Genomic DNA, 19,607 nt, shown 5'->3' with positions numbered 1-19,607 from the left:
TAATTTAACAAATGTTTTTAGAAAATACAATTAATCATTCCAAACAGAGCGGTTGGATGGAAGTTATTTGTGGCTCAATGTTTTCCGGAAAAACCGAAGAGTTGATCCGAAGGCTGAGAAGAGCAGAAATGGCGGGGCAGAATGTGGAAATTTTTAAACCTAAAACCGATACGAGATATTCTGATGAAGATGTCGTTTCGCATAACAAAAACAAAATTCGCAGTACTGCTGTAGAAAATCCTGATGAGATTATTTTGTTGGGATCAAATTGCGATGTGGTGGGAATTGACGAGGCTCAGTTTTTTGATGAAAGTATCGTAGATGTTGCCAATCAGTTGGCAAACAGCGGAATTCGGGTAGTAATTGCAGGTTTGGATATGGATTTTCTGGGACGACCCTTCGGGCCGATGCCTCATTTGATGGCAACTGCAGAATATGTTACAAAAGTACATGCCATTTGTAGAAGAACAGGAAATTTAGCCAATTATTCGATGAGAACTTCTGACGGAAAAAACTTGGTAGAACTTGGAGAAACAGAATCTTACGATGCTGTAAGCCGAAGAGTTTTTGTGGATGAAGTTTTAAGCAAAAAAGAAGTTTAATATCAAATTAATTTTTAATTTTGTTTAAATTTTAATAGTAAAAACTATCAAAAAATGATATTAGAAATTAAAAATTACATAAAAATAAGTAATTCTATTGATGAGATTCTGAAAAATTCTCCTTTCAAAATAAAATATATTATTGAAAAGACAGGAATTTCTGAGCCTACATTTTTTAGAAAAATGAAGGAGAAAAAATTTTCACCTGAAGAATTGCTGAAAATTGCTGAGATTATTGAACCTGAAAAGAATTCAAAAGAACATATTTTAAAGGCTATTGAGGAAGGTTTGGAAGACGTAAAAAACGGAAGAATTACAGAGCATAGTCTTGTAATGAAAGAGGCAAGAGATAGAATTACAAAAAAGAAAAATGAATATCTTTTGGACAAATAGAGCCAAAGTAGATTTAGAAAGTTTGGAAGATTTTCTTATTGAAAATTGGGGTTTTAATGTTCTTGATGATTTTTATGAAATTTTAGAAAGAAAAATTTCAAGTTTGGAAAATGGAAGTTTAATTCATCAAAAGTATGAAAACACAGAATTTCATAAAATACTGATTACTAGACATAACTATATTATTTACGAAATTTCTGGAACTCAAATCAATCTTTTGAACATGATTAATAATTTTCGGGATCCGGAGTCTAACTATAAATTAATTACTGAAAAGTAGTTTATGAACTACACTATAAATCAAATTGCAGAGATCACCAATGCTAAAGTTATTGGAGAAGGAGAATTAGTGATCAAAAACATAGCTTTCGACAGCAGGATCATTTACTCAACTAAAAATACTGCGTTTATTGCTATTAATACTCAACAAAATTCAGGCGAAAAATATATTGAATCTGCGATCGACAGAGGGATTAATGTCATTATTTCTGAACATCATTATTCTCAGTTTGAAAACATAACCTGGATTATTATAGAAAATTCTGTGGAATTTCTTCAGAAACTAGCCAAATATCACTTCAAAAATTCTCATATAAACTCAATCGGGATTACCGGGAGTAATGGGAAAACAATTTTAAAAGAATGGTTGTATCAATGTCTTTGGAATGAATTTCCGACTGTGAAAAGCCCAAAAAGTTTCAATTCTCAGATTGGTCTTCCGCTTTCTTTGCTTCAAATTAACGAGAACCATAAACTTGGAATTTTTGAAGTCGGTATTTCTAAGCCAAATGAAATGGAAAAACTGGAAAATATCTTCCAGCCACAAATTGGTCTATTGACCCATATCGGAACCGCTCATCTTGCCAATTTCAAATCTGAAGAAGAACTGATTGACGAAAAAATAAAGCTTTTCAAAGATTCGGAAGTCATTATTTACAATGGAGACAATTTATTGGTTGACAAAAAATTAAACGATTTATATTCAAGTAAAAAATTAATTTCTTACGGACTTAAAGATTCAAATCAGATTTACTTTAAAAATAATATTTCAAAAGACGAGCAACTTGTTGCACACTATTTTGGCGAAGAAATTTCCTTCCCTGTTCAGCAAAGAGATGAAGCGACTTTAACGAATGTTTTAGCGCTGATAACTATTTTGAAGGAGTTTGGTATCGATAACCAAAATATTGTCGAAAAAATCAACGCTTTAAAGGCCGTTGAGATGAGACTTGAAGCGATTGAAGGCATTAAGAGCAATATCGTTATTAATGATTCTTTTAATCTTGATTTAGATTCTCTTAAAACCGCTCTTCAGTTCTTAAATGAATATAAAAAGCCGAAGAAATCATTAGTATTAACGGATATAGTCGGTGTTAATTCCAATTCAAAAGAACTGTATGAAGAAGTCTCAGAATTGGTCAATGATCAAAAATTTGATTCCGTTTTCTTAATCGGTGATGAAATATCAAATTTTAGTGATTTATTTAGAGCTAAAACTCATACTTTTATTAATACTCAGGAATTAATTGACAGCAAACATCTTACAGAAATTGAAAATCAAATTATCCTACTGAAAGGTGCAAGAAAATTTGAGATTGAGAAAGTAAAAGATTTGTTGGAGCTCAGAAAGCATGATACGGTTTTAGAAATCAATCTGAATGCTCTTTTGCACAATATAAATTATCATAAATCCTTACTGAAACCATCTACAAAAATGATGGCAATGGTAAAAGCAAATGCCTACGGACTAGGAAGTTATGAGATTTCAGAATTTTTACAGCATCATCATATTGATTATCTCGGAGTCGCTTTCGTTGATGAAGGAGTCGAGCTTCGAAAGAAAGGAATTACGGTTCCTATCGTTGTGATGAATCCTGAGCAACATAGCTATGAAACTGTCATTCAGTATAATTTAGAACCTGAGATTTACAGTTTCAGGGTATTAGAATTATTTTATGAAGCCATTCAGAAATCAGGAAATGACAAAAACTATCCTATTCATATCAAGTTGGAAACAGGAATGCATCGTCTTGGTTTCAAAGATTTTGAATTGGATCAGTTGAGCCAGATTTTAAATAAAACAAGCTTAAAAGTACAAAGTATTTTCAGTCATCTTTCATCTTCAGATATGCCGACTGAGAAAGATTTTACTTTACATCAGCTCAAAACTTTTGAGAAAAATTCAAGCTATTTAATTGAAAATTTAGGGTACACTCCGATTCGCCATATTTTGAATTCCTCCGGGATAACAAGTTATACCAGCCATCAATATGACATGGTGAGAATTGGAATTGGAATGTTAGGTGAATCACCAAATAGTGATATACAAAAACAATTGCATTCTGTGGTAAGCTTTAAAACCGTAATTTCACAAATTTCCTTGGTAGAAAACGGTGAATCAGTAGGATACAGCAGAAGATTTAGACCAAATCATGCTACAAAAATAGCCACAATACCTGTTGGATATGCAGATGGAATACCAAGGTTGATCGGAAACCAAATCGGAAATGTTGGTGTAAATAAAACTCTTGCTCCAATTGTTGGAAGCATTTGTATGGATATGATGATGATTAATGTTGATCACATCGCAAATGTAAAGGAAGGTGATACCGTGACTGTTTTTAATGCAAAACCGACCCTTAAAGAATTTGCAGAGTACTGCAAAACCATTACTTATGAAGTATTAACCTCCATTTCACCTCGTGTAAAACGGATTTACGTAAAAGATTAACTATGAGAAAACTCCTGACTTTGCTGTTCTTATTTCAGCTACTTTTGATACAGTCTCAGGTAAAGAAAGACTTGGTGATTCCTAAAAATCCCAAAATCGGACTTTCACTGGCTGGTGGCGGAGCTAAAGGTTTTTCGCATGTAGGAGTTCTTAAAGTATTAGATTCTTTGGGCGTGAAAGTAGATTACATCTCAGGAACGAGCATGGGCGCAATTGTAGGTGGATTATACGCATCCGGATATTCGGGGAAAGAAATCGAAAAAATTGTGATGGATACTGATTTTTATTCCTTAATCAGAGATCCAAAATCAAGGAAAGAAAGTTCATTTTTCAATAAATCGGTAGACAAATATCTTTTCACCATACCTTTAAAAAACGGCAAAATAACCCTCCCCTCTTCCATCAGCTCCGGGCAGAAGAATGTTTATCTTTTGAAAGAATTATTCAAAAATGTCTCCAACGTTAATGATTTTTCAAAACTGCCAATTCCTTTTATGTGTGTTGCCACCAATCTCGAAAGCGGAAACATGAAAATTTTTGAGAGTGGAGATCTGGTACAGGCTATCATGGCGAGTTCAGCTTTTCCGTCTTTGATGGATCCTGTAAAAATTGGCGACAGTATTTATATAGACGGTGCAATGACCGTCAATTACCCTTCAAAACCTTTAAAAGACAAAGGAATTGATATCGTAATTGGAGTAGATTTAAATCAGGACTTATCTAAAAGAGAAGATCTAAATAATATTATTTCAATTCTCAATCAAGTTATCGACTTCGGTATTCAGAAAGATACCAGAAGACAATATAAGCATACCGATATTAATATTAAACCTAACCTTATCGGGATGACGGCTACAAGCTATGACGATAAGAAGAAAATTCTTGATAGCGGATACGTAGAAGGCTTAAAATATGCTGCAATACTAGATCAATTGCCAAAGCGGGAATTTGACCGTCTTAGACAGGCTGTAAATCCTATATATTCTAATGTATACAAAATTGATAGTATTTCGATAGATGGCGGTAGAATTTACGGTAAAAACTATGTTCTCGGGAAAATGGGGCTTCGTCTTCCTTCACTGCAGACTTACGGAAGTATTAACAGAGGTTTAGACAAACTCGTTGCGACAAACAATTATAGTTTTATTAATTATGATATTGTTACAGAAAATAATTTTAATTATTTGAAATTATATGTGACCGAAGATGAAGCCAGACATTTTCTGAAAGTTGGACTTCATTACGATGAAATTTTTAAAACCGGGCTTTTATTAAATTACTCTGCGAAAAGGCTTTTATTTAAAAATTCAAATCTATCTTTAGATGTCATTGTAGGAGACAAACCCAGATATTATTTAAACTATTTTGTCGATAACGGATACATTCCGGGATTTGGTATTTATTCTTCAGGAATGAGTTTTGATCTAAGGAATAGCTCAAACATTAATGCCGATAACTGGGAATGGTTGCGTAATGAAGTTTACATCCAATCGGTATGGAAAGATAAATTCGCAATTGGAGCAGGAATGAGCCATGACTATTTTGAGGCCGAAATAAATGGTCTAAATAAGCGCTACAACCGTTTCCTAAATCCGTATGTATTTCTAAAAAGTGATACCCAAAACGACCGTGATTTTCCTACAAAAGGTTTTTATCTTAATGCTGAAGGAAAAGTTATCGATCTAATGAAATCTGAAGTTGAAAAAAGATTGATTCAGGTAAAAGCAGATGTGAGAGTTAATCTTCCAATTACAAAACAGCTTAGCTATCATCTTAATCTTTATGGCGGAATTACCATCGGTGAAAATCTTCCGGAATTTTATCAATACAGATTGGGAGGAATTTTCGAGCAAAATATTGTCAACTTCAAAAACTTTTCTGGATTTTATTTTGCACAGCTCAATTCAAATAATGTGGTTTTAGTATCAAATGATCTTCAGTTCAAATTTTATAAAAACTTGTTTTTGAGCGGGAATTTTTCTTTCGCCAATCTTTCTGATGACATCAGCTTTGAAGATGCTGTGAAAGTAAATTACAGTTCTTTAGGAGCAACTCTGGGATACAAATCTCCATTTGGGCAGATAAAACTGAATTTCAGTCATTCACTAAAAAATAATCAAAAAGGGATATTCAGTGTTATTTTAGGACACTGGTTTTAAAAAAATGATACAATTCTTTTACGAAAATTTACCACAATCGGTAAGTACAGACTACACAACATGGTTGAAAGACATCATAATTTCGGAAGGTAAAAAATTAGGAGAAATCAATTATATCTTCTGTGACGACGAATATTTATTGAAAGTAAACCAAGATTATCTTCAGCACGATTATTACACAGACATCATCACTTTCGACTATGTAAAAGGCAAAACAATAAGCGGAGAGATTTTCGTATCTTTGCAGCGCATTTCAGACAACGCTTCTACCCTATCCAAAAATTATGAAGAAGAACTCAGACGAGTATTGGCCCATGGCATTCTTCACCTTTGCGGATATAAAGATAAAACTGAGCAAGAAGAACAGTTAATGCGTAGTAAAGAAGATTTTTATATTGCAAAATATATCTAATTTTTTTTAGAGCTTATTCCCGCTTTCCGCTCTCGCTATTTTCTTTTTTAAGAAAAAAAATGAGCTCAAACAAATGCTGCGATCGGGGCTAAATAAGACGTACTACAGGCGATTATAGCTTGTGAATTTAAATAATGTTTCACGTGAAACATTTAGACAAAAGATTAAAATTTAAAGCTTAAAATAAGCAATAAAAAAATGATTTCAGAAATATATGATGTAATTGTAGTCGGTGCAGGTCACGCAGGTTGTGAAGCTGCTGCTGCTGCTGCCAATTTAGGTTCAAAAACTTTATTGGTTACAATGAATATGCAGACCATTGGACAAATGAGCTGCAACCCGGCAATGGGAGGAATTGCCAAAGGACAGATCGTAAGAGAAATCGACGCGATGGGAGGATATTCGGGAATTATTGCAGACAAATCTGCAATTCAATTTAAGATGCTCAATCTTTCAAAAGGTCCAGCAATGTGGTCTCCTAGAACACAGAATGATAGAATGCTTTTCGCAGAAGAATGGCGTTATGCTTTGGAAAACACTCCAAATCTTGATTTCTTTCAGGATATGGTAAAGAGCTTAATCATAGAAAATAATAAAGCAGTTGGTGTTGTAACTTCATTAGGAATTGAAATTAGATCAAAATCTGTTGTCTTAACTAACGGTACTTTCCTTAATGGTTTAATCCATGTTGGTGACAAGCAATTGGGAGGCGGCAGAATGGGCGAACCAAGAGCTTTTGGAATCACAGAACAGTTAGTTTCTTTAGGCTTTGAAGCAGGAAGAATGAAAACCGGTACTCCACCAAGAGTAGATGGAAGAAGCCTCGATTACTCAAAAATGGAAGAACAAAAAGGAGATCAAAATCCTCAAAAATTCAGCTATTTAGATACTCCGAAGTTAACCAAACAATTAAGCTGTCACATCGTATATACAAACGAAGCCGTTCACGATATTTTACGTGAAGGATTCGATAGAAGCCCGATGTTTAACGGTACAATTCAAAGTTTAGGCCCAAGATACTGCCCCAGTATTGAAGATAAAATTAATCGTTTTGCAGAAAGAAACAGACATCAACTATTTGTAGAACCTGAAGGCTGGAAAACTGTTGAAATCTACGTAAATGGCTTTAGTTCGTCTCTTCCAGAGGATGTTCAGATTAAAGCGATGAAACACATTCCAGGATTTGAAAATGTAAAAGTATTCAGACCAGGATATGCTATTGAATATGATTACTTCCCTCCTACTCAATTAAAGCATACTTTAGAAACAAAATTGGTAGATAATTTATACTTTGCTGGACAAATAAATGGTACAACAGGTTATGAAGAAGCAGCTGGACAAGGCTTAATGGCAGGAATAAATGCTCACAATAAAGTTCATGAAAAGGAGGAGTTTATTCTAAACAGAGATGAAGCTTATATTGGTGTTTTAATCGACGATCTGATCACCAAAGGTACTGAAGAACCTTATAGAATGTTTACTTCACGAGCTGAATATAGATTGCTTTTAAGACAGGATAATGCGGATATCAGACTTACTGAAAAGGCATATCGATTAGGTCTGGCAAAAGAAGAAAGATTGACCAGAGTTGAAGAGAAAATTGCTAAAAGCCAGGAACTTGAAGCCTTTTTACGAGAAACATCTTTAAAGCCGGGAATCATCAATCCTATTCTTGAAAGTATTGAAAGTAACCCAGTAGATCAGGCTTACAGAGCGGCACAATTCCTTACAAGACCGAATATCACACTTGAAAAACTTGAAGAAATTGATGCAATTAAAGAAGTTTCTTCGAAATATAGTGATGAAGTAAGAGAGCAGGCAGAAGTAAATATAAAATATAAAGGCTATATAGAAAAAGAAAAAGAGAACGTTGCGAAGCTGAATCGATTAGAAAATGTAAAGATTCCTGAAGATTTTGATTACCTAAAAATATCAAGTTTATCTACAGAAGCAAAGCAAAAAATGAATAATGTAAAACCAAAAACTGTAGCTCAAGCTGGAAGAATAAGCGGTGTTTCACCTGCCGATATAAACGTTTTATTGATCTATTTAGGACGTTAAACAGGAAATGTTTCACGTGAAACATAGACGAAATAAAGTCAAAAATTAAGGTATTTGTGAGCTTATTTAAGTTGGTGAATATCTTAATTTTTAATTTAAAATAAAAATTCAATGAAAATAAAAGATCATTTTCTTTCTCAGGAAATATTTGAAATTAAAGAAACAGAAACAAAAGGAGTTTTTAGAACCTCTCCTATTCCATCCAATATTTCTAAATATTACGAAAGTGAAGATTATATTTCTCATCATCAGGATTCGGGAAGTTTAAAAGAAAAGCTTTATAAATTTTTGCAGTCTTTCAATTTACAATACAAAAAAACAATTCTTTTAGATAGAATCGAGAAGAATTCACGAGTATTAGATTATGGATGTGGCGCCGGAGAATTTGTAAAATATATAGAAAACGATTATATAACTTTCGGATTTGAACCTAATTCCGATGCTCGAAAAGCTGTCAATAATAAAATTTCAAAAGCTAAAATTGTAGATAATATTAATACAATTGAAGATTACAGTTTAGACGCAATTACACTTTGGCATGTATTCGAACACGTGGAAAATCAAGATGAAATGCTTGAAATTTTCAATAAAAAATTAAAAGAAAAAGGTTTACTTATAATTGCCGTTCCCAATCCTACTTCGTACGATGCAAAACATTATAAGGAATTTTGGGCAGCTTATGATGTACCAAGACACATCTATCATTTCTCTAAAAATGGAATGGAAAATCTTATTGCAAAGAAACCAAATTGGAGAATGAGAAAAATTAAACCTTTGGTTTTGGATTCTTACTACATCTCAATGTTGAGCGAAAAATATAAAAAATCACCCTTATTTTGGCTAAAAGCAGTGCTTTACGGAACGATTTCTAACGTAAAAGCCATTTTTTCCAACGAATTTTCAAGTATGATCTACATTATCGAAAAAAAGTAGAAAATCGATTTTTGCCCTATTTCTAAAGGTCAATTTTCACCATTTTTTTAAAAAAATTAAAAACTCGAAACAAAATTTCGAGTTTTTTTAATTTTATCTAATACCCTACTCTGACTTTTAATTATATTTTCTATTCTAAATCTGACTTTTAAAAAAGATTACAATAACAAAAAATATTAGTAAAATGTTAGTAGTGCTATTTTTCAGTACAAAAAGAAAATATGTTTAGAACTAAACTAACCGCATGAGAATCCCTTATATTTTTTTTGATTAAGAATTATGCAGTAAAAGGAATAGAAAATAAAAGTAAAAAAATTGTACAAATATTATTATTTTCATTTTTGGGAGAGATTAAAAAAATTCAAGAAAGTAAGTATATCTGTAATTTAAAATAAAGGCTCTGAGAATCGCCTGTATTATTTTTAATTGATAAGAATACAATATAATAGATAGTGAAAGAATTAAAACTTTGAAGGAAATTATCTCTTATACAAATAAACAGCTAAAAATATTTGTATAACAGAGAAATCAAGAGTATTTAACTGAATAAGAAAAAAGTCTGCTAAGTATTAGCAGACTTTCAATATATTTTATTGTTTAGTTATTGATAGCAGCAACTCCAGGAAGTTCAAGACCTTCTAAACTTTCCAGCATTGCCCCACCGCCGGTAGAAACGTAACTAACTTTTTCACCATAACCGAATTGTTTAACAAAAGCCACGCTATCTCCACCTCCAACTAAAGAGAAAGCACCTAATTTTGTTGCTTCTGCAATACTATCACCTAAAGCTATAGTCCCAGCTGAAAAATTTGACATTTCAAAAACACCGATCGGGCCGTTCCAAAGAATTGTTCTGGAATTTAATAAAACATCATTGAATTGATCTCTCGATTTCGGACCAGCATCCAATCCCATCCATCCTTCAGGAATTTCGTAGATATCAACTTCTTTTTTATCAGCATCATTACTGAAACTTTCAGCAATAATGGTATCTGAAGGAAGATATACTTTTACATTATGTTCTTTTGCTTTTCCTAAAATTTCTAGAGCCAAAGGTAATTTATCTTCTTCTACTAATGAAGTACCAATTTTACCGCCAAGAGCTTTAATGAAAGTAAAAGCCATACCTCCACCAATAATTAAATTATCAACTGCAGGTAGAATATTTTCTATAATGGTAATTTTAGTTGAAACTTTAGACCCTCCAAGTATAGCTGTAATAGGCTTTTCACCACTTTTTAAAACTCGATCGATTGCCTGAAGCTCTTTAGCCATAAGTAAACCGAAAAATTTAGTTGACGTAAAAAATTTAGCGATAACAGCCGTTGAAGCATGTGCTCTGTGAGCAGTACCAAATGCATCATTCACATAAGCATCACCTAACTTAGAAAGCTTTTCAGCAAAAGCTTCATCACCCTTTTCTTCCTCATTATGAAAACGCAAATTCTCTAATAAAAGAATTTCTCCGGCTTTCAGCTCAGAAGCAGCTTGCTCAGCTTTCTCTCCTACACATTCATCTACAAATTTTACTTCCTTACCCAATACATTAGATACTTCATCTACAATATGTTTTAAAGAAAACTCATCTTTTACTTCTCCTTTCGGTCTTCCCAAGTGAGCCATTAAAATCACGGAACCGCCATCTTTAAGAATTTTATCAACTGTAGGTTTTACAGCAACAATTCTGGTATTATCAGTTACTTTCAACTGATCGTCCTGCGGAACATTAAAATCTACTCTTACCAGAGCTTTCTTGTCTTTAAAATTGAAATCATTAATTGTTTTCATACCTAAATCTATATTTTTTGTCCGATGAAATCGTTTTACTCAATTAAAATATTGAATTTTCAAAGCTCAGACCGATTTCATCATTTCTTTTGAAATTTTGTTTCACAAATGTAAGATTTTAAAGTCTCGCAAAAAATCGAATCTTTCAAAAGTTTTCAAAAAATTCTGAACAAAGCTCTCACCCACCAATCAACATTATTCACTTTTTTTTTAAAAGAAAGAATGAGTATTGTTGTTGAGTATTGTTAGTAACGGGGATAACTTTAAACCTAAAAGTTGATAACATGTATTTTTTTGATAATTCATATTTAATTCACAAATTAAAATGCTGTAAATCTGATTTTTCGGGTACTTACTAACAAATATTGATAACTTTTCCACGATCTCGATTCTTAATAACTGAATTATGGAAAAACTAAAGAATAGTCTGAAGAAAGTTTTTAAAAATTTTTGCTCAATAATTAGGAGGTTAGTTTCATTACAACATTTTTCGCAAGAAAAAAACATTATGTTCGGCAAAGTTTTCCACAGTTATTCACAGTGCTTTTAACATTTTGTTAAAATTTAATTAACAATTATTAAAAATTTTGGAAAATGACAAAGTTAGAATAAGGATGATATTGAAAATCAATATATTGAATTTTACATTTGTTGTTAGTAACTGCTTTAGAAGAATAATACTATACTACAACCCTATCTAAAATTATATACATAGAAATCTATTTTTAGTCGTTGACTTGTTAAAAGTCTTTTCTGAGGAGAGCTAACGCAAAAGAAATATTTGTCATTATGAAAGATCTGGAGGACGTAACTGTATTAATATTTGCTTTTAAAAGTAAGTTAGCAGAATACGATTGCAATATGCAAAAAAAGACAAATATTTTGCTTTCACGGATGAAATAGTGATTGTATAGAAATGTTGATTAATATAAGTAGTTCAATTCCTATCAAGTAAAATTTGAACTAAATATTTAGGTGAATAAAAAACAAGTTATGTTAAATCTATCGCAAATCCGTTGTGCATCTTATAAAACGTCAAGTTAATGAAAGACCTAATCCTATTTGAGTAAAAGACAAAAATGGAAGCTATTTATCGGTATAACTAGATTAATAATTCTGTTTCCTAAATTGAAATTTTCATATAAACCTACTAAACAAATATGATTAAATTCTGATTTAATGTAACTTTGCCAAAGATTCAATGCTGCAGATATAAATAAAGTAAAATAAATAAAGTAAAAATGAAAAGAAAAATTGCTATAGCCGGAGATCACGCGGGTTTTGAGTATAAAGAATATTTGAAACAGCAGTTAAAAGATGATTATGAAATTCAGGATTTTGGAACTCATTCTCTTGAAAGTGTAGATTATCCTGACTTTGTACATCCTGCAGCTTCTTCTGTTGAAAATGGAGAAAATGAGCTAGGAATTTTAGTATGCGGAAGTGGACAAGGCGTACAGCTTTCTGCTAATAAACACCAGGGAATTCGTTGTGCACTTTGTTGGATGCCAGAAATTGCGGCTTTATCTAAACAACATAATAATGCGAATATGGTTGCATTGCCGGCAAGATTTGTAGCTAAAGAATATGCTTTGGAAATTGTAAAGACTTTTTTGAATACAGAATTCGAAGGAGGAAGACACCAAAACAGAGTAGACAAAATTGCATTCTGCTAAATTGATAAAGGCTTGTAAATCAAATTACAAGCCTTATTTATTTTTTATTTTATATATTTGCATCGTCCGACAGCAATTACTCAACTGTTGATTCCTATGAAGTTTCAGATAGTTTTAATGAGATTATCAGAAAATTTTTCACAATTCTTCTCCATATTTGTTTTAAATTTATACAAACTTAGTTCTGTGTTGTAATTAATTTTATATATAAAGAAATACGCACACTTAAAGCGATGTATTCATTTATGCAAAAAAAATATTCCATCTTATTTGTTTCTAAAATTAAGAACAAAGTCAGAGATTTCACAAAAAGTAAAAGCGAAAAATTTTAGAATATTCAGTAAAAACCAAAAAATTTGGAGTAAGAATTGTACTTCAAAATAATATCAATAATTATTACCAAACACAAAAACAATTATCAAAAAAATGATAATTATATTTAAAAATAAAATTTAAAAATGCCAAAAAAGAAAAAATATATAAGTCAGAAAAATGATCACAAATTAATGGAAATCGGAAGATTGATCATGAAATTTATGAATCAAAATCAAACTAAAATCTACAATTACAAACAAATCTCAGACGGAATTGATCATAAAAATCCAAGACAGCGTGAGATGGTTATACAGGCTTTGCACAAACTTTTGTCAAGCCAAAGAATAAAAGAAACCGAAAAAGGAAAATACAGCATCAATCTTAATATTGAAGGTACTTTAACGGGAACGATCGACTTCAACCAAAGCGGAAATGCTTATGTTACCGTAGAAAATCTTAAAGATGATGTATTTATTCATTCAAAAAATGTGAAAGACGCTTTGCAGGGCGATAAAGTTTTAATTGTTACCTATAATTTTAAGGGTAAAAAATTAGAAGGCTCTGTTTTAGAAGTTCTTGAGAGAAAAAGATCAGAATTTGTAGGTACTTTTCAATTGGTTCCACATAAAGAATTCGGATTTGTTGTTTGCGATAAAAAAACTATTAACACCGATATTTTTATTCCGAAAGGAAAAATAAACGGTGCCGAAAACGGTAATAAAGTCGTTGTAAAAATGACCGAATGGAAACCGGGAGACAAAAATCCTGAAGGTGAAATTCTACAGGTTCTAGGAAATCCTGGAGATCATGAAACCGAGATTCACTCTATTCTTGCAGAATACGGTTTGCCTTACGAATTCCCAGAAGAAGTGGAAAGAGATGCCGATAAAATAGACCGAAGAATAACTGACGAAGAAGCTGCAAAACGTTGGGATATGCGTGATGTTTTAACGTTTACCATTGACCCGAAAGATGCAAAAGATTTTGATGATGCCTTATCCATGCGTAAGCTTGAAAACGGAAATTGGGAAGTCGGTGTTCACATTGCTGATGTTTCACATTATGTAGTTCCGGGAACTATTTTGGATGATGAAGCGTACGAAAGAGCGACTTCTGTTTACCTGGTCGATCGTGTTGTACCAATGCTTCCGGAAGTTTTGAGTAATGATGTTTGTTCGCTGCGTCCGAATGAAGATAAATATACTTTTTCTGCTGTTTTTGAATTGAATGACAAAGCAGAAATTCAAAAAGAATGGTTTGGAAGAACGGTCATTCACTCTGACAGAAGATTCACTTATGAAGAAGCTCAGGAAAGAATTGAGACCAAAGAAGGCGATTTGCAGGAAGAGATCAATGTTTTAGATGGTCTGGCTAAGATCATGCGTGCAGCTCGTATCAAAAACGGTGCAATTACATTTGACAGAAGTGAGGTTCGATTTAATTTAGATGAAAATAATCAGCCGATTGGAGTTTACTTTAAAATCAGTAAAGATTCTAATCACCTGATCGAAGAGTTTATGTTGCTGGCCAATAAAAAAGTTTCAGAATTTGTTTCGTTGAAAAAAGGTCAGCCAAATAATAATACATTTATCTACAGAATTCACGATGATCCGGATCCTGCAAAACTGGAAGCTTTAAGAGATTTCGTTTCTACTTTTGGATATAAAATGGATCTTGCCAATACCAAAAAAGTAGCAGAATCTTTAAATACCTTACTGAAAGATGTGAAAGGAAAAGGCGAAGAAAATATGATCGAAACCTTGGCGATGCGAAGTATGAGTAAAGCCGTTTATTCTACAGATCCTATCGGTCACTACGGTTTGGGATTTGATTATTATTCGCACTTCACCTCTCCTATTCGTCGTTATCCCGATTTGCTGGCGCACAGATTGTTGCAGCATTATTTGGACGGAGGAAAATCTCCCGACAGAAATGAGCTGGAAGAAAAAGCAAAACACTGCAGTGCAATGGAGCGTTTGGCAGCCGATGCAGAAAGAGATTCTATCAAATTTATGCAGGTAAAATTCATGGAGAAACATTTGGGAGAAACTTTCACAGGGGTTATTTCCGGAGTCGCAGAATTTGGTTTCTGGGTAGAAATTCCAGAAAACGGTGCAGAAGGTTTAATTAAGCTTCGCGATTTGATGGATGATTCTTACACCTACGACAAAGCGACACACGCAGTGTACGGATCTCGTACCGGAAACAGATATCAATTGGGAGATCAGGTTCAGATTAAGGTAGTAAAAGCTAATTTGATTCAGAAACAACTCGATTTTAAAATTGTTGAATAGAATTTTTTAATCTTATTAAGATAGAAAGACCGCATTTTGCGGTCTTTTTTGTTTTCTAAATACGTCAAGTTTTGTCGTACCCCGGTATATCTTTGACGAAGAAACGTTTCAGATTATTTTAATTAAAAACCAAAAAAATGGAAAAATTTAATGACGACTTAGGAGATTTATCTCAATTATTGAAGCAAAAAACGGACATATTGTAGAATTTAGATTACATTTAAAAGAAATGGATGAAGTTGCTGATGGAATTGGGCATAAATTATACGAAGAAGTTAGAGGTATTAAAGCTAAAGCGATTATTGAAAACAGAAAATTAACTATTGACGAATTTAATAATATTAAAAACCTCGAAGAAAAGTCATTAAAATTGTATGATGAGGCTTGGATTAAGATTATTAATAAATAAAGATTATGTATACACCAAGATTTTGTAAAGTAGGAGATAGACCTGTAAAAGCTCTATTGGAAGATGACGGATTTGGAGTTTATGTTTTTGATTGGAAAACAGGAAATTTCATTTTAGATTTAACATATTTAGAAATAATATATTTTGGCAGAATGAATGATGTTGAGATTTTATCGGAACAAGAATTTAACATTTATGTAGAAAAGCTGAAAAAAGAGCGAGGTCTTAGCTAAACCAAAAACTATTTTGGAAAATAATTATAGAATGGTTTCTATTTTTTAGGAAAGATTACAGATTGGATGAAGTTACTGATGGTTATATGAATAACAAGGGAGTTTAGAAGCTATTATGAAAACAAGATCATTGACTAAAAAGAGAAAGATTTGTACAAAAGTTTAGTTTCAAAAGAGAATGAACTATATAATGACGCTTGGAATAAAATAATTAAAGATGGAAAAGAAATATTTTAAAGTTGGTTTAAGACCCGTATACTATGAAGAAAAAGACAATGAGTCTTTCGTATTTGTTTTTGACTGGACTAATGGACTTTTTAAAGATGATTTTAGTTATTATAAAAATATTTTTTCAGGTCCACATATGGATGATACCGAAAAAATGACGGAACAAGAATTCAATGACTATCTAGAAAAGTTGAAAAAAGTGCACGGTATTAGTTAAACCGAAAATAAAAGCCATTCTTGAATATAAGTATAGAATGGCTTTTATTTTTGTAAAATTTAGACTGTGATTAAAAGAAATGAATGGTGTTGTCGATGAAAGTACTACCGAAACAGTGTTTTTGAAAATGGAAGTAAAAAATGCACCAATAATTTCAGATTTTGCAGATGGTATAAAGATTAGAGGTTATGCAAAAGATGAGTTGTTATTATTGCAAGGAAGAAAGTTTGAAATTGAATATGTAAGACCTAAAGGAACAGGTTACGAAATAAAATTAATAGAAAAATAAATATAACAATGAGCTTAGAAGAATTAAATAAAAAAATAGAAAAAGAATACCAAGAATATCTTTCTAGTTTGACATCTTTAGAAAAAGAAAAGCATTTAAAAGAAACTCAGGAGTTTAATAATTCTATGAATAAATTTTGGAATGAAAAATATCCAAAAATGAGTTTAGAAGAAAAGAAAAGATATTGGTTGGCAAGTACTCATAGAGGAATGAGAACACAAGGTGAAGCTTTTGGCGATGAATACTCAGAATTTTCTAAAGAATGGTATGATTTTGCCAAAGCTCATGAACCAGATTTTGATGAGATATTTGATTATGTTACCAGAAATTTAGGCTTTGAGTTTGATTGGGAAAAATATAACAAACGTATTAAAAAGTAAATTTGCTAGGCTATCTAAAAAGAGATAGTCTGGTTTTAATAAAAAACAAATTCTATTTTTAAACCTCAATAAAAATATAATCTTTAAATTTGGGATAGAAACAAATTTAAATGTTTGAACTTGTATTTTCGGCCATTGGTCTGGGCTTCATGCTGAGCTTAGTTTTCATAGGTCCTATTTTTTTTCTCTTGATAGAAACCAGCTTTACAAGAGGCCCGAAACACGCATTGGCACTAGATTTGGGCGTAATTACGGCAGATCTATTATGTATCATTGCAGCTTACTATGCAAGTGCCGATATTGTACAGCTTATCGATAAGCATCCCGGATTTTACAGAATTACATCCATCCTTATTCTCGCATATGGAATTATCATGATGGTGACAAAAACCAAAATGCATCTGCCTGGAGAAGAAAAAATAATAAGCCAGAATTATTTCAAAACATTCATTAACGGTTTTTTACTGAACCTTTTGAATGTCGGAGTAATACTTTTCTGGTTAGTAACAGTAATTGGAGTCCGCAATCAATATCCCGATACAGAAACGCTGATTCTTTATTTAGCCATCGTCATTGCAACCTATCTTTTAATTGATTTGGCTAAAATTTTTCTGGCAAAACAATTTCATTATAAACTGACTCAGCGATTAGCAAACAACATCAGAAAAGGTGTAGGAGTTGTGCTGATTATTTTCAGTTTTTTCATCTTCCTTCAAAGCTTCAAAATGTTTAATCAGTTTGATAAACGATTGGAAGAAGCAGAGAAAAAGGAACTCAAATACAAAACAGATCGATGAAAATATTCCCAAAGTCAATCAAAAAAGGTGATAAAATTGCCATTATTTCTCCTGCAGGCTCAGTTGAGCCAACTCAATTGGAAAAAGGAATTGAAATGATCAAATCTAAAGGTTTTGAACCTGTTTTAGGGGAACATCTTTATACCAAATTTTCAAACGGATACAATTATGCAGGTACCGAAGACCAAAGATTGAAAGACATAAACTGGGCTTTAAATGATAGCGAAATTTCAGCAATCTGGGCTTCCAGAGGCGGTTATGGCTGTCAGCATTTACTTCATGGTTTAAATTTAAAAGAATTTAGCAAAAACCCGAAATGGTACATTGGCTATTCTGATAATACCGTGATACAAAGTTTTTTGCTGAAAAAAGGTTTTGCTTCTATTCACGCACAAACCATTAAAACATCAAGCTTCGGAGTTACTGAAGAAAGTTATGATCTTATTTTTGATATTTTAAAAGGAAAATCACCGAAGTACAGCTTAGAATCAAATCAATTTAATAAGAAAGGAAATATTGAAGGAGAATTAATTGGAGGTAATTTAGCGCTAATTTATGCGTTACTAGGTACTAAATATTCTTTTGATTTTAAAGATAAAATATTATTCATCGAAGATATTGGCGAAAATTTTTACGCACTCGACAGAATGATGATGAGCCTTGAATTAGCCGGAGTTTTTACAAAAATAAAAGGTTTAATAGTTGGAGGAATGACCAATATGGGCGATGAAAAAGACAACAAACAATACGAAGAAAGTTTTGATGAATTTGCAAACAAACTTATTTCAGACAGAGTTTCAAAGTATAATTTCCCGGTTGTTTTTGATTTTCCAAATGGTCACATTAAGGATAACCGACCGCTGATTATTGGCGGCAAAGTTTCTTTAAAGATTGGAGAAAAAACGTCTTTAAATTTTAAAAAATAAATGTTCTACTCAAAATTTGTCCTTGCATTTTTTCTGATTGTTGCCGGAATTTTACACTTTGTAAAACCGCATTTTTTCATGAAAATAATGCCTGATTATATTCCTTATCATTTGCAGATGGTTTACATCAGCGGCGCAGTAGAAATTTTATGTGGAATCCTCCTCCTCTTTCCCGAAACACAAAAGATGGGAGCTTATCTTTGTATTGCTCTATTGATAGCAGTTTTTCCGGCGAATATTGAGATGGCAAAAAAGTTTTATCAAATTCATCACAAATATTTTTGGTTGACTGTTTTGAGACTTCCTTTACAGGTTGTATTAATCTGGTGGGCTTACCAATTTAGAAAATAATGGCATCACACAACGATTTTGGCAAGAAAGCAGAAGATTTAGCGGTTCAGTTTTTACAGAAAAACGGCTATAAAATTCTTGTGAGAAACTTCCGTTATCAAAAAGCTGAGATCGATATTATCGCTGAAAAAGATAACCTTACCATCATAGTTGAAGTGAAAGCAAGATCGACAGATTTTTTCATTCTGCCTCAGGAAGCGGTTACGAAAGGTAAAATCAGGCTTATCGTTACTGCAGCCAATCATTTTATGGAAGAATTTAATAAAGACCAGGAAGTAAGATTTGATATTATTTCTGTTCTTCCCGACGAAAAAGGAAACTTAAATATAGAACATATTACCGATGCCTTTGAAGCATTTGATGCAAACTAAAGTAATGTACCAATCATTGGTACACTGGTACATTGATACATT

The 19,607-nt window shown here is 32.3% G+C and carries 20 protein-coding genes; 19 read left to right on the top strand and 1 reads right to left on the bottom strand.

The window, feature by feature from the left end; genetic code table 11:
* Window positions 1-11: 11 nt before the first annotated feature.
* From OH814_RS09770 to OH814_RS09735, 8 genes are all read left to right on the top strand, one after another.
* Window positions 12-602: a thymidine kinase gene (locus OH814_RS09770; protein WP_076561373.1), complete on the top strand. Its 591-nt coding sequence runs from the start codon at window positions 12-14 to the stop codon at window positions 600-602.
* A 54-nt stretch (window positions 603-656) separates the two neighbouring features.
* Window positions 657-995, top strand: coding sequence for a hypothetical protein (locus OH814_RS09765; protein ID WP_308828028.1), 339 nt, complete (start codon window positions 657-659; stop codon window positions 993-995).
* The gene (locus tag OH814_RS09760) at window positions 973-1,275 is read left to right on the top strand and encodes a type II toxin-antitoxin system RelE/ParE family toxin (protein WP_076561375.1); all 303 of its coding nucleotides are present in this window, start codon (window positions 973-975) and stop codon (window positions 1,273-1,275) included. Before OH814_RS09765 ends, OH814_RS09760 begins: the two co-directional genes overlap by 23 nt.
* A gap of 3 nt (window positions 1,276-1,278) precedes the next feature.
* On the top strand, window positions 1,279-3,726 hold the full coding sequence (locus tag OH814_RS09755) for a bifunctional UDP-N-acetylmuramoyl-tripeptide:D-alanyl-D-alanine ligase/alanine racemase (protein WP_308828027.1): 2,448 nt from the start codon (window positions 1,279-1,281) through the stop codon (window positions 3,724-3,726).
* Window positions 3,727-3,728: 2 nt separating this feature from the next.
* The gene (locus OH814_RS09750; RefSeq protein ID WP_308828026.1) at window positions 3,729-5,885 is read left to right on the top strand and encodes a patatin-like phospholipase family protein; all 2,157 of its coding nucleotides are present in this window, start codon (window positions 3,729-3,731) and stop codon (window positions 5,883-5,885) included.
* A 4-nt stretch (window positions 5,886-5,889) separates the two neighbouring features.
* On the top strand, window positions 5,890-6,297 hold the full coding sequence (ybeY, locus tag OH814_RS09745) for an rRNA maturation RNase YbeY (RefSeq protein WP_308828025.1): 408 nt from the start codon (window positions 5,890-5,892) through the stop codon (window positions 6,295-6,297).
* Between the two features lie 198 nt (window positions 6,298-6,495).
* Window positions 6,496-8,358, top strand: coding sequence for a tRNA uridine-5-carboxymethylaminomethyl(34) synthesis enzyme MnmG (mnmG, locus tag OH814_RS09740; RefSeq protein WP_308828024.1), 1,863 nt, complete (start codon window positions 6,496-6,498; stop codon window positions 8,356-8,358).
* A 111-nt stretch (window positions 8,359-8,469) separates the two neighbouring features.
* Window positions 8,470-9,291 carry a class I SAM-dependent methyltransferase gene (locus OH814_RS09735; RefSeq protein ID WP_308828023.1) on the top strand — a complete coding sequence of 274 codons (822 nt, stop codon included), beginning with the start codon at window positions 8,470-8,472 and terminating at the stop codon, window positions 9,289-9,291.
* Between the two features lie 597 nt (window positions 9,292-9,888).
* Here the strand turns inward: OH814_RS09735 and OH814_RS09730 are convergent.
* A complete protein-coding gene (locus tag OH814_RS09730) occupies window positions 9,889-11,079 on the bottom strand; it encodes a phosphoglycerate kinase (RefSeq protein ID WP_123886486.1) in 1,191 nt (396 codons plus the stop codon).
* 1,241 nt (window positions 11,080-12,320) lie between these two features.
* Here OH814_RS09730 and rpiB point away from each other — a divergent pair.
* The 11 genes from rpiB (at window position 12,321) to OH814_RS09675 (ending at window position 19,565) form a co-directional block, all read left to right on the top strand.
* Complete coding sequence (rpiB, locus tag OH814_RS09725; RefSeq protein ID WP_076561382.1) at window positions 12,321-12,755, top strand: ribose 5-phosphate isomerase B; 435 nt, start codon at window positions 12,321-12,323, stop codon at window positions 12,753-12,755.
* A gap of 458 nt (window positions 12,756-13,213) precedes the next feature.
* A complete protein-coding gene (gene rnr / locus OH814_RS09720) occupies window positions 13,214-15,364 on the top strand; it encodes a ribonuclease R (protein WP_201132830.1) in 2,151 nt (716 codons plus the stop codon).
* A 229-nt stretch (window positions 15,365-15,593) separates the two neighbouring features.
* Window positions 15,594-15,773, top strand: a complete 180-nt coding sequence (locus OH814_RS09715) for a hypothetical protein (protein WP_308828022.1) — start codon at window positions 15,594-15,596, stop codon at window positions 15,771-15,773.
* A 5-nt stretch (window positions 15,774-15,778) separates the two neighbouring features.
* Window positions 15,779-16,006: a hypothetical protein gene (locus OH814_RS09710; RefSeq protein WP_308828021.1), complete on the top strand. Its 228-nt coding sequence runs from the start codon at window positions 15,779-15,781 to the stop codon at window positions 16,004-16,006.
* Between the two features lie 217 nt (window positions 16,007-16,223).
* On the top strand, window positions 16,224-16,451 hold the full coding sequence (locus OH814_RS09705) for a hypothetical protein (RefSeq protein WP_308828020.1): 228 nt from the start codon (window positions 16,224-16,226) through the stop codon (window positions 16,449-16,451).
* 79 nt (window positions 16,452-16,530) lie between these two features.
* Complete coding sequence (locus tag OH814_RS09700) at window positions 16,531-16,740, top strand: hypothetical protein (protein ID WP_308828019.1); 210 nt, start codon at window positions 16,531-16,533, stop codon at window positions 16,738-16,740.
* An 8-nt stretch (window positions 16,741-16,748) separates the two neighbouring features.
* On the top strand, window positions 16,749-17,120 hold the full coding sequence (locus tag OH814_RS09695) for a hypothetical protein (protein WP_308828018.1): 372 nt from the start codon (window positions 16,749-16,751) through the stop codon (window positions 17,118-17,120).
* Between the two features lie 110 nt (window positions 17,121-17,230).
* Window positions 17,231-17,917 carry a LysE family translocator gene (locus OH814_RS09690; protein WP_076561384.1) on the top strand — a complete coding sequence of 229 codons (687 nt, stop codon included), beginning with the start codon at window positions 17,231-17,233 and terminating at the stop codon, window positions 17,915-17,917.
* A complete protein-coding gene (locus OH814_RS09685) occupies window positions 17,914-18,843 on the top strand; it encodes an LD-carboxypeptidase (RefSeq protein ID WP_308828017.1) in 930 nt (309 codons plus the stop codon). Before OH814_RS09690 ends, OH814_RS09685 begins: the two co-directional genes overlap by 4 nt.
* Window positions 18,844-19,194 carry a DoxX family protein gene (locus tag OH814_RS09680; RefSeq protein ID WP_308828016.1) on the top strand — a complete coding sequence of 117 codons (351 nt, stop codon included), beginning with the start codon at window positions 18,844-18,846 and terminating at the stop codon, window positions 19,192-19,194.
* Entirely contained in the window at window positions 19,194-19,565 is a 372-nt protein-coding gene (locus OH814_RS09675; RefSeq protein WP_279196382.1) for a YraN family protein, read from the top strand. The genes OH814_RS09680 and OH814_RS09675 overlap by 1 nt, the downstream gene beginning before the upstream one ends.
* The last annotated feature ends 42 nt before the right edge of the window (window positions 19,566-19,607 follow it).

The organism is Chryseobacterium sp. CFS15, from assembly GCF_031118795.1.
GTDB lineage: Bacteria > Bacteroidota > Bacteroidia > Flavobacteriales > Weeksellaceae > Chryseobacterium > Chryseobacterium indoltheticum.
This window is presented reverse-complemented; position numbering and strand designations above follow the sequence as displayed.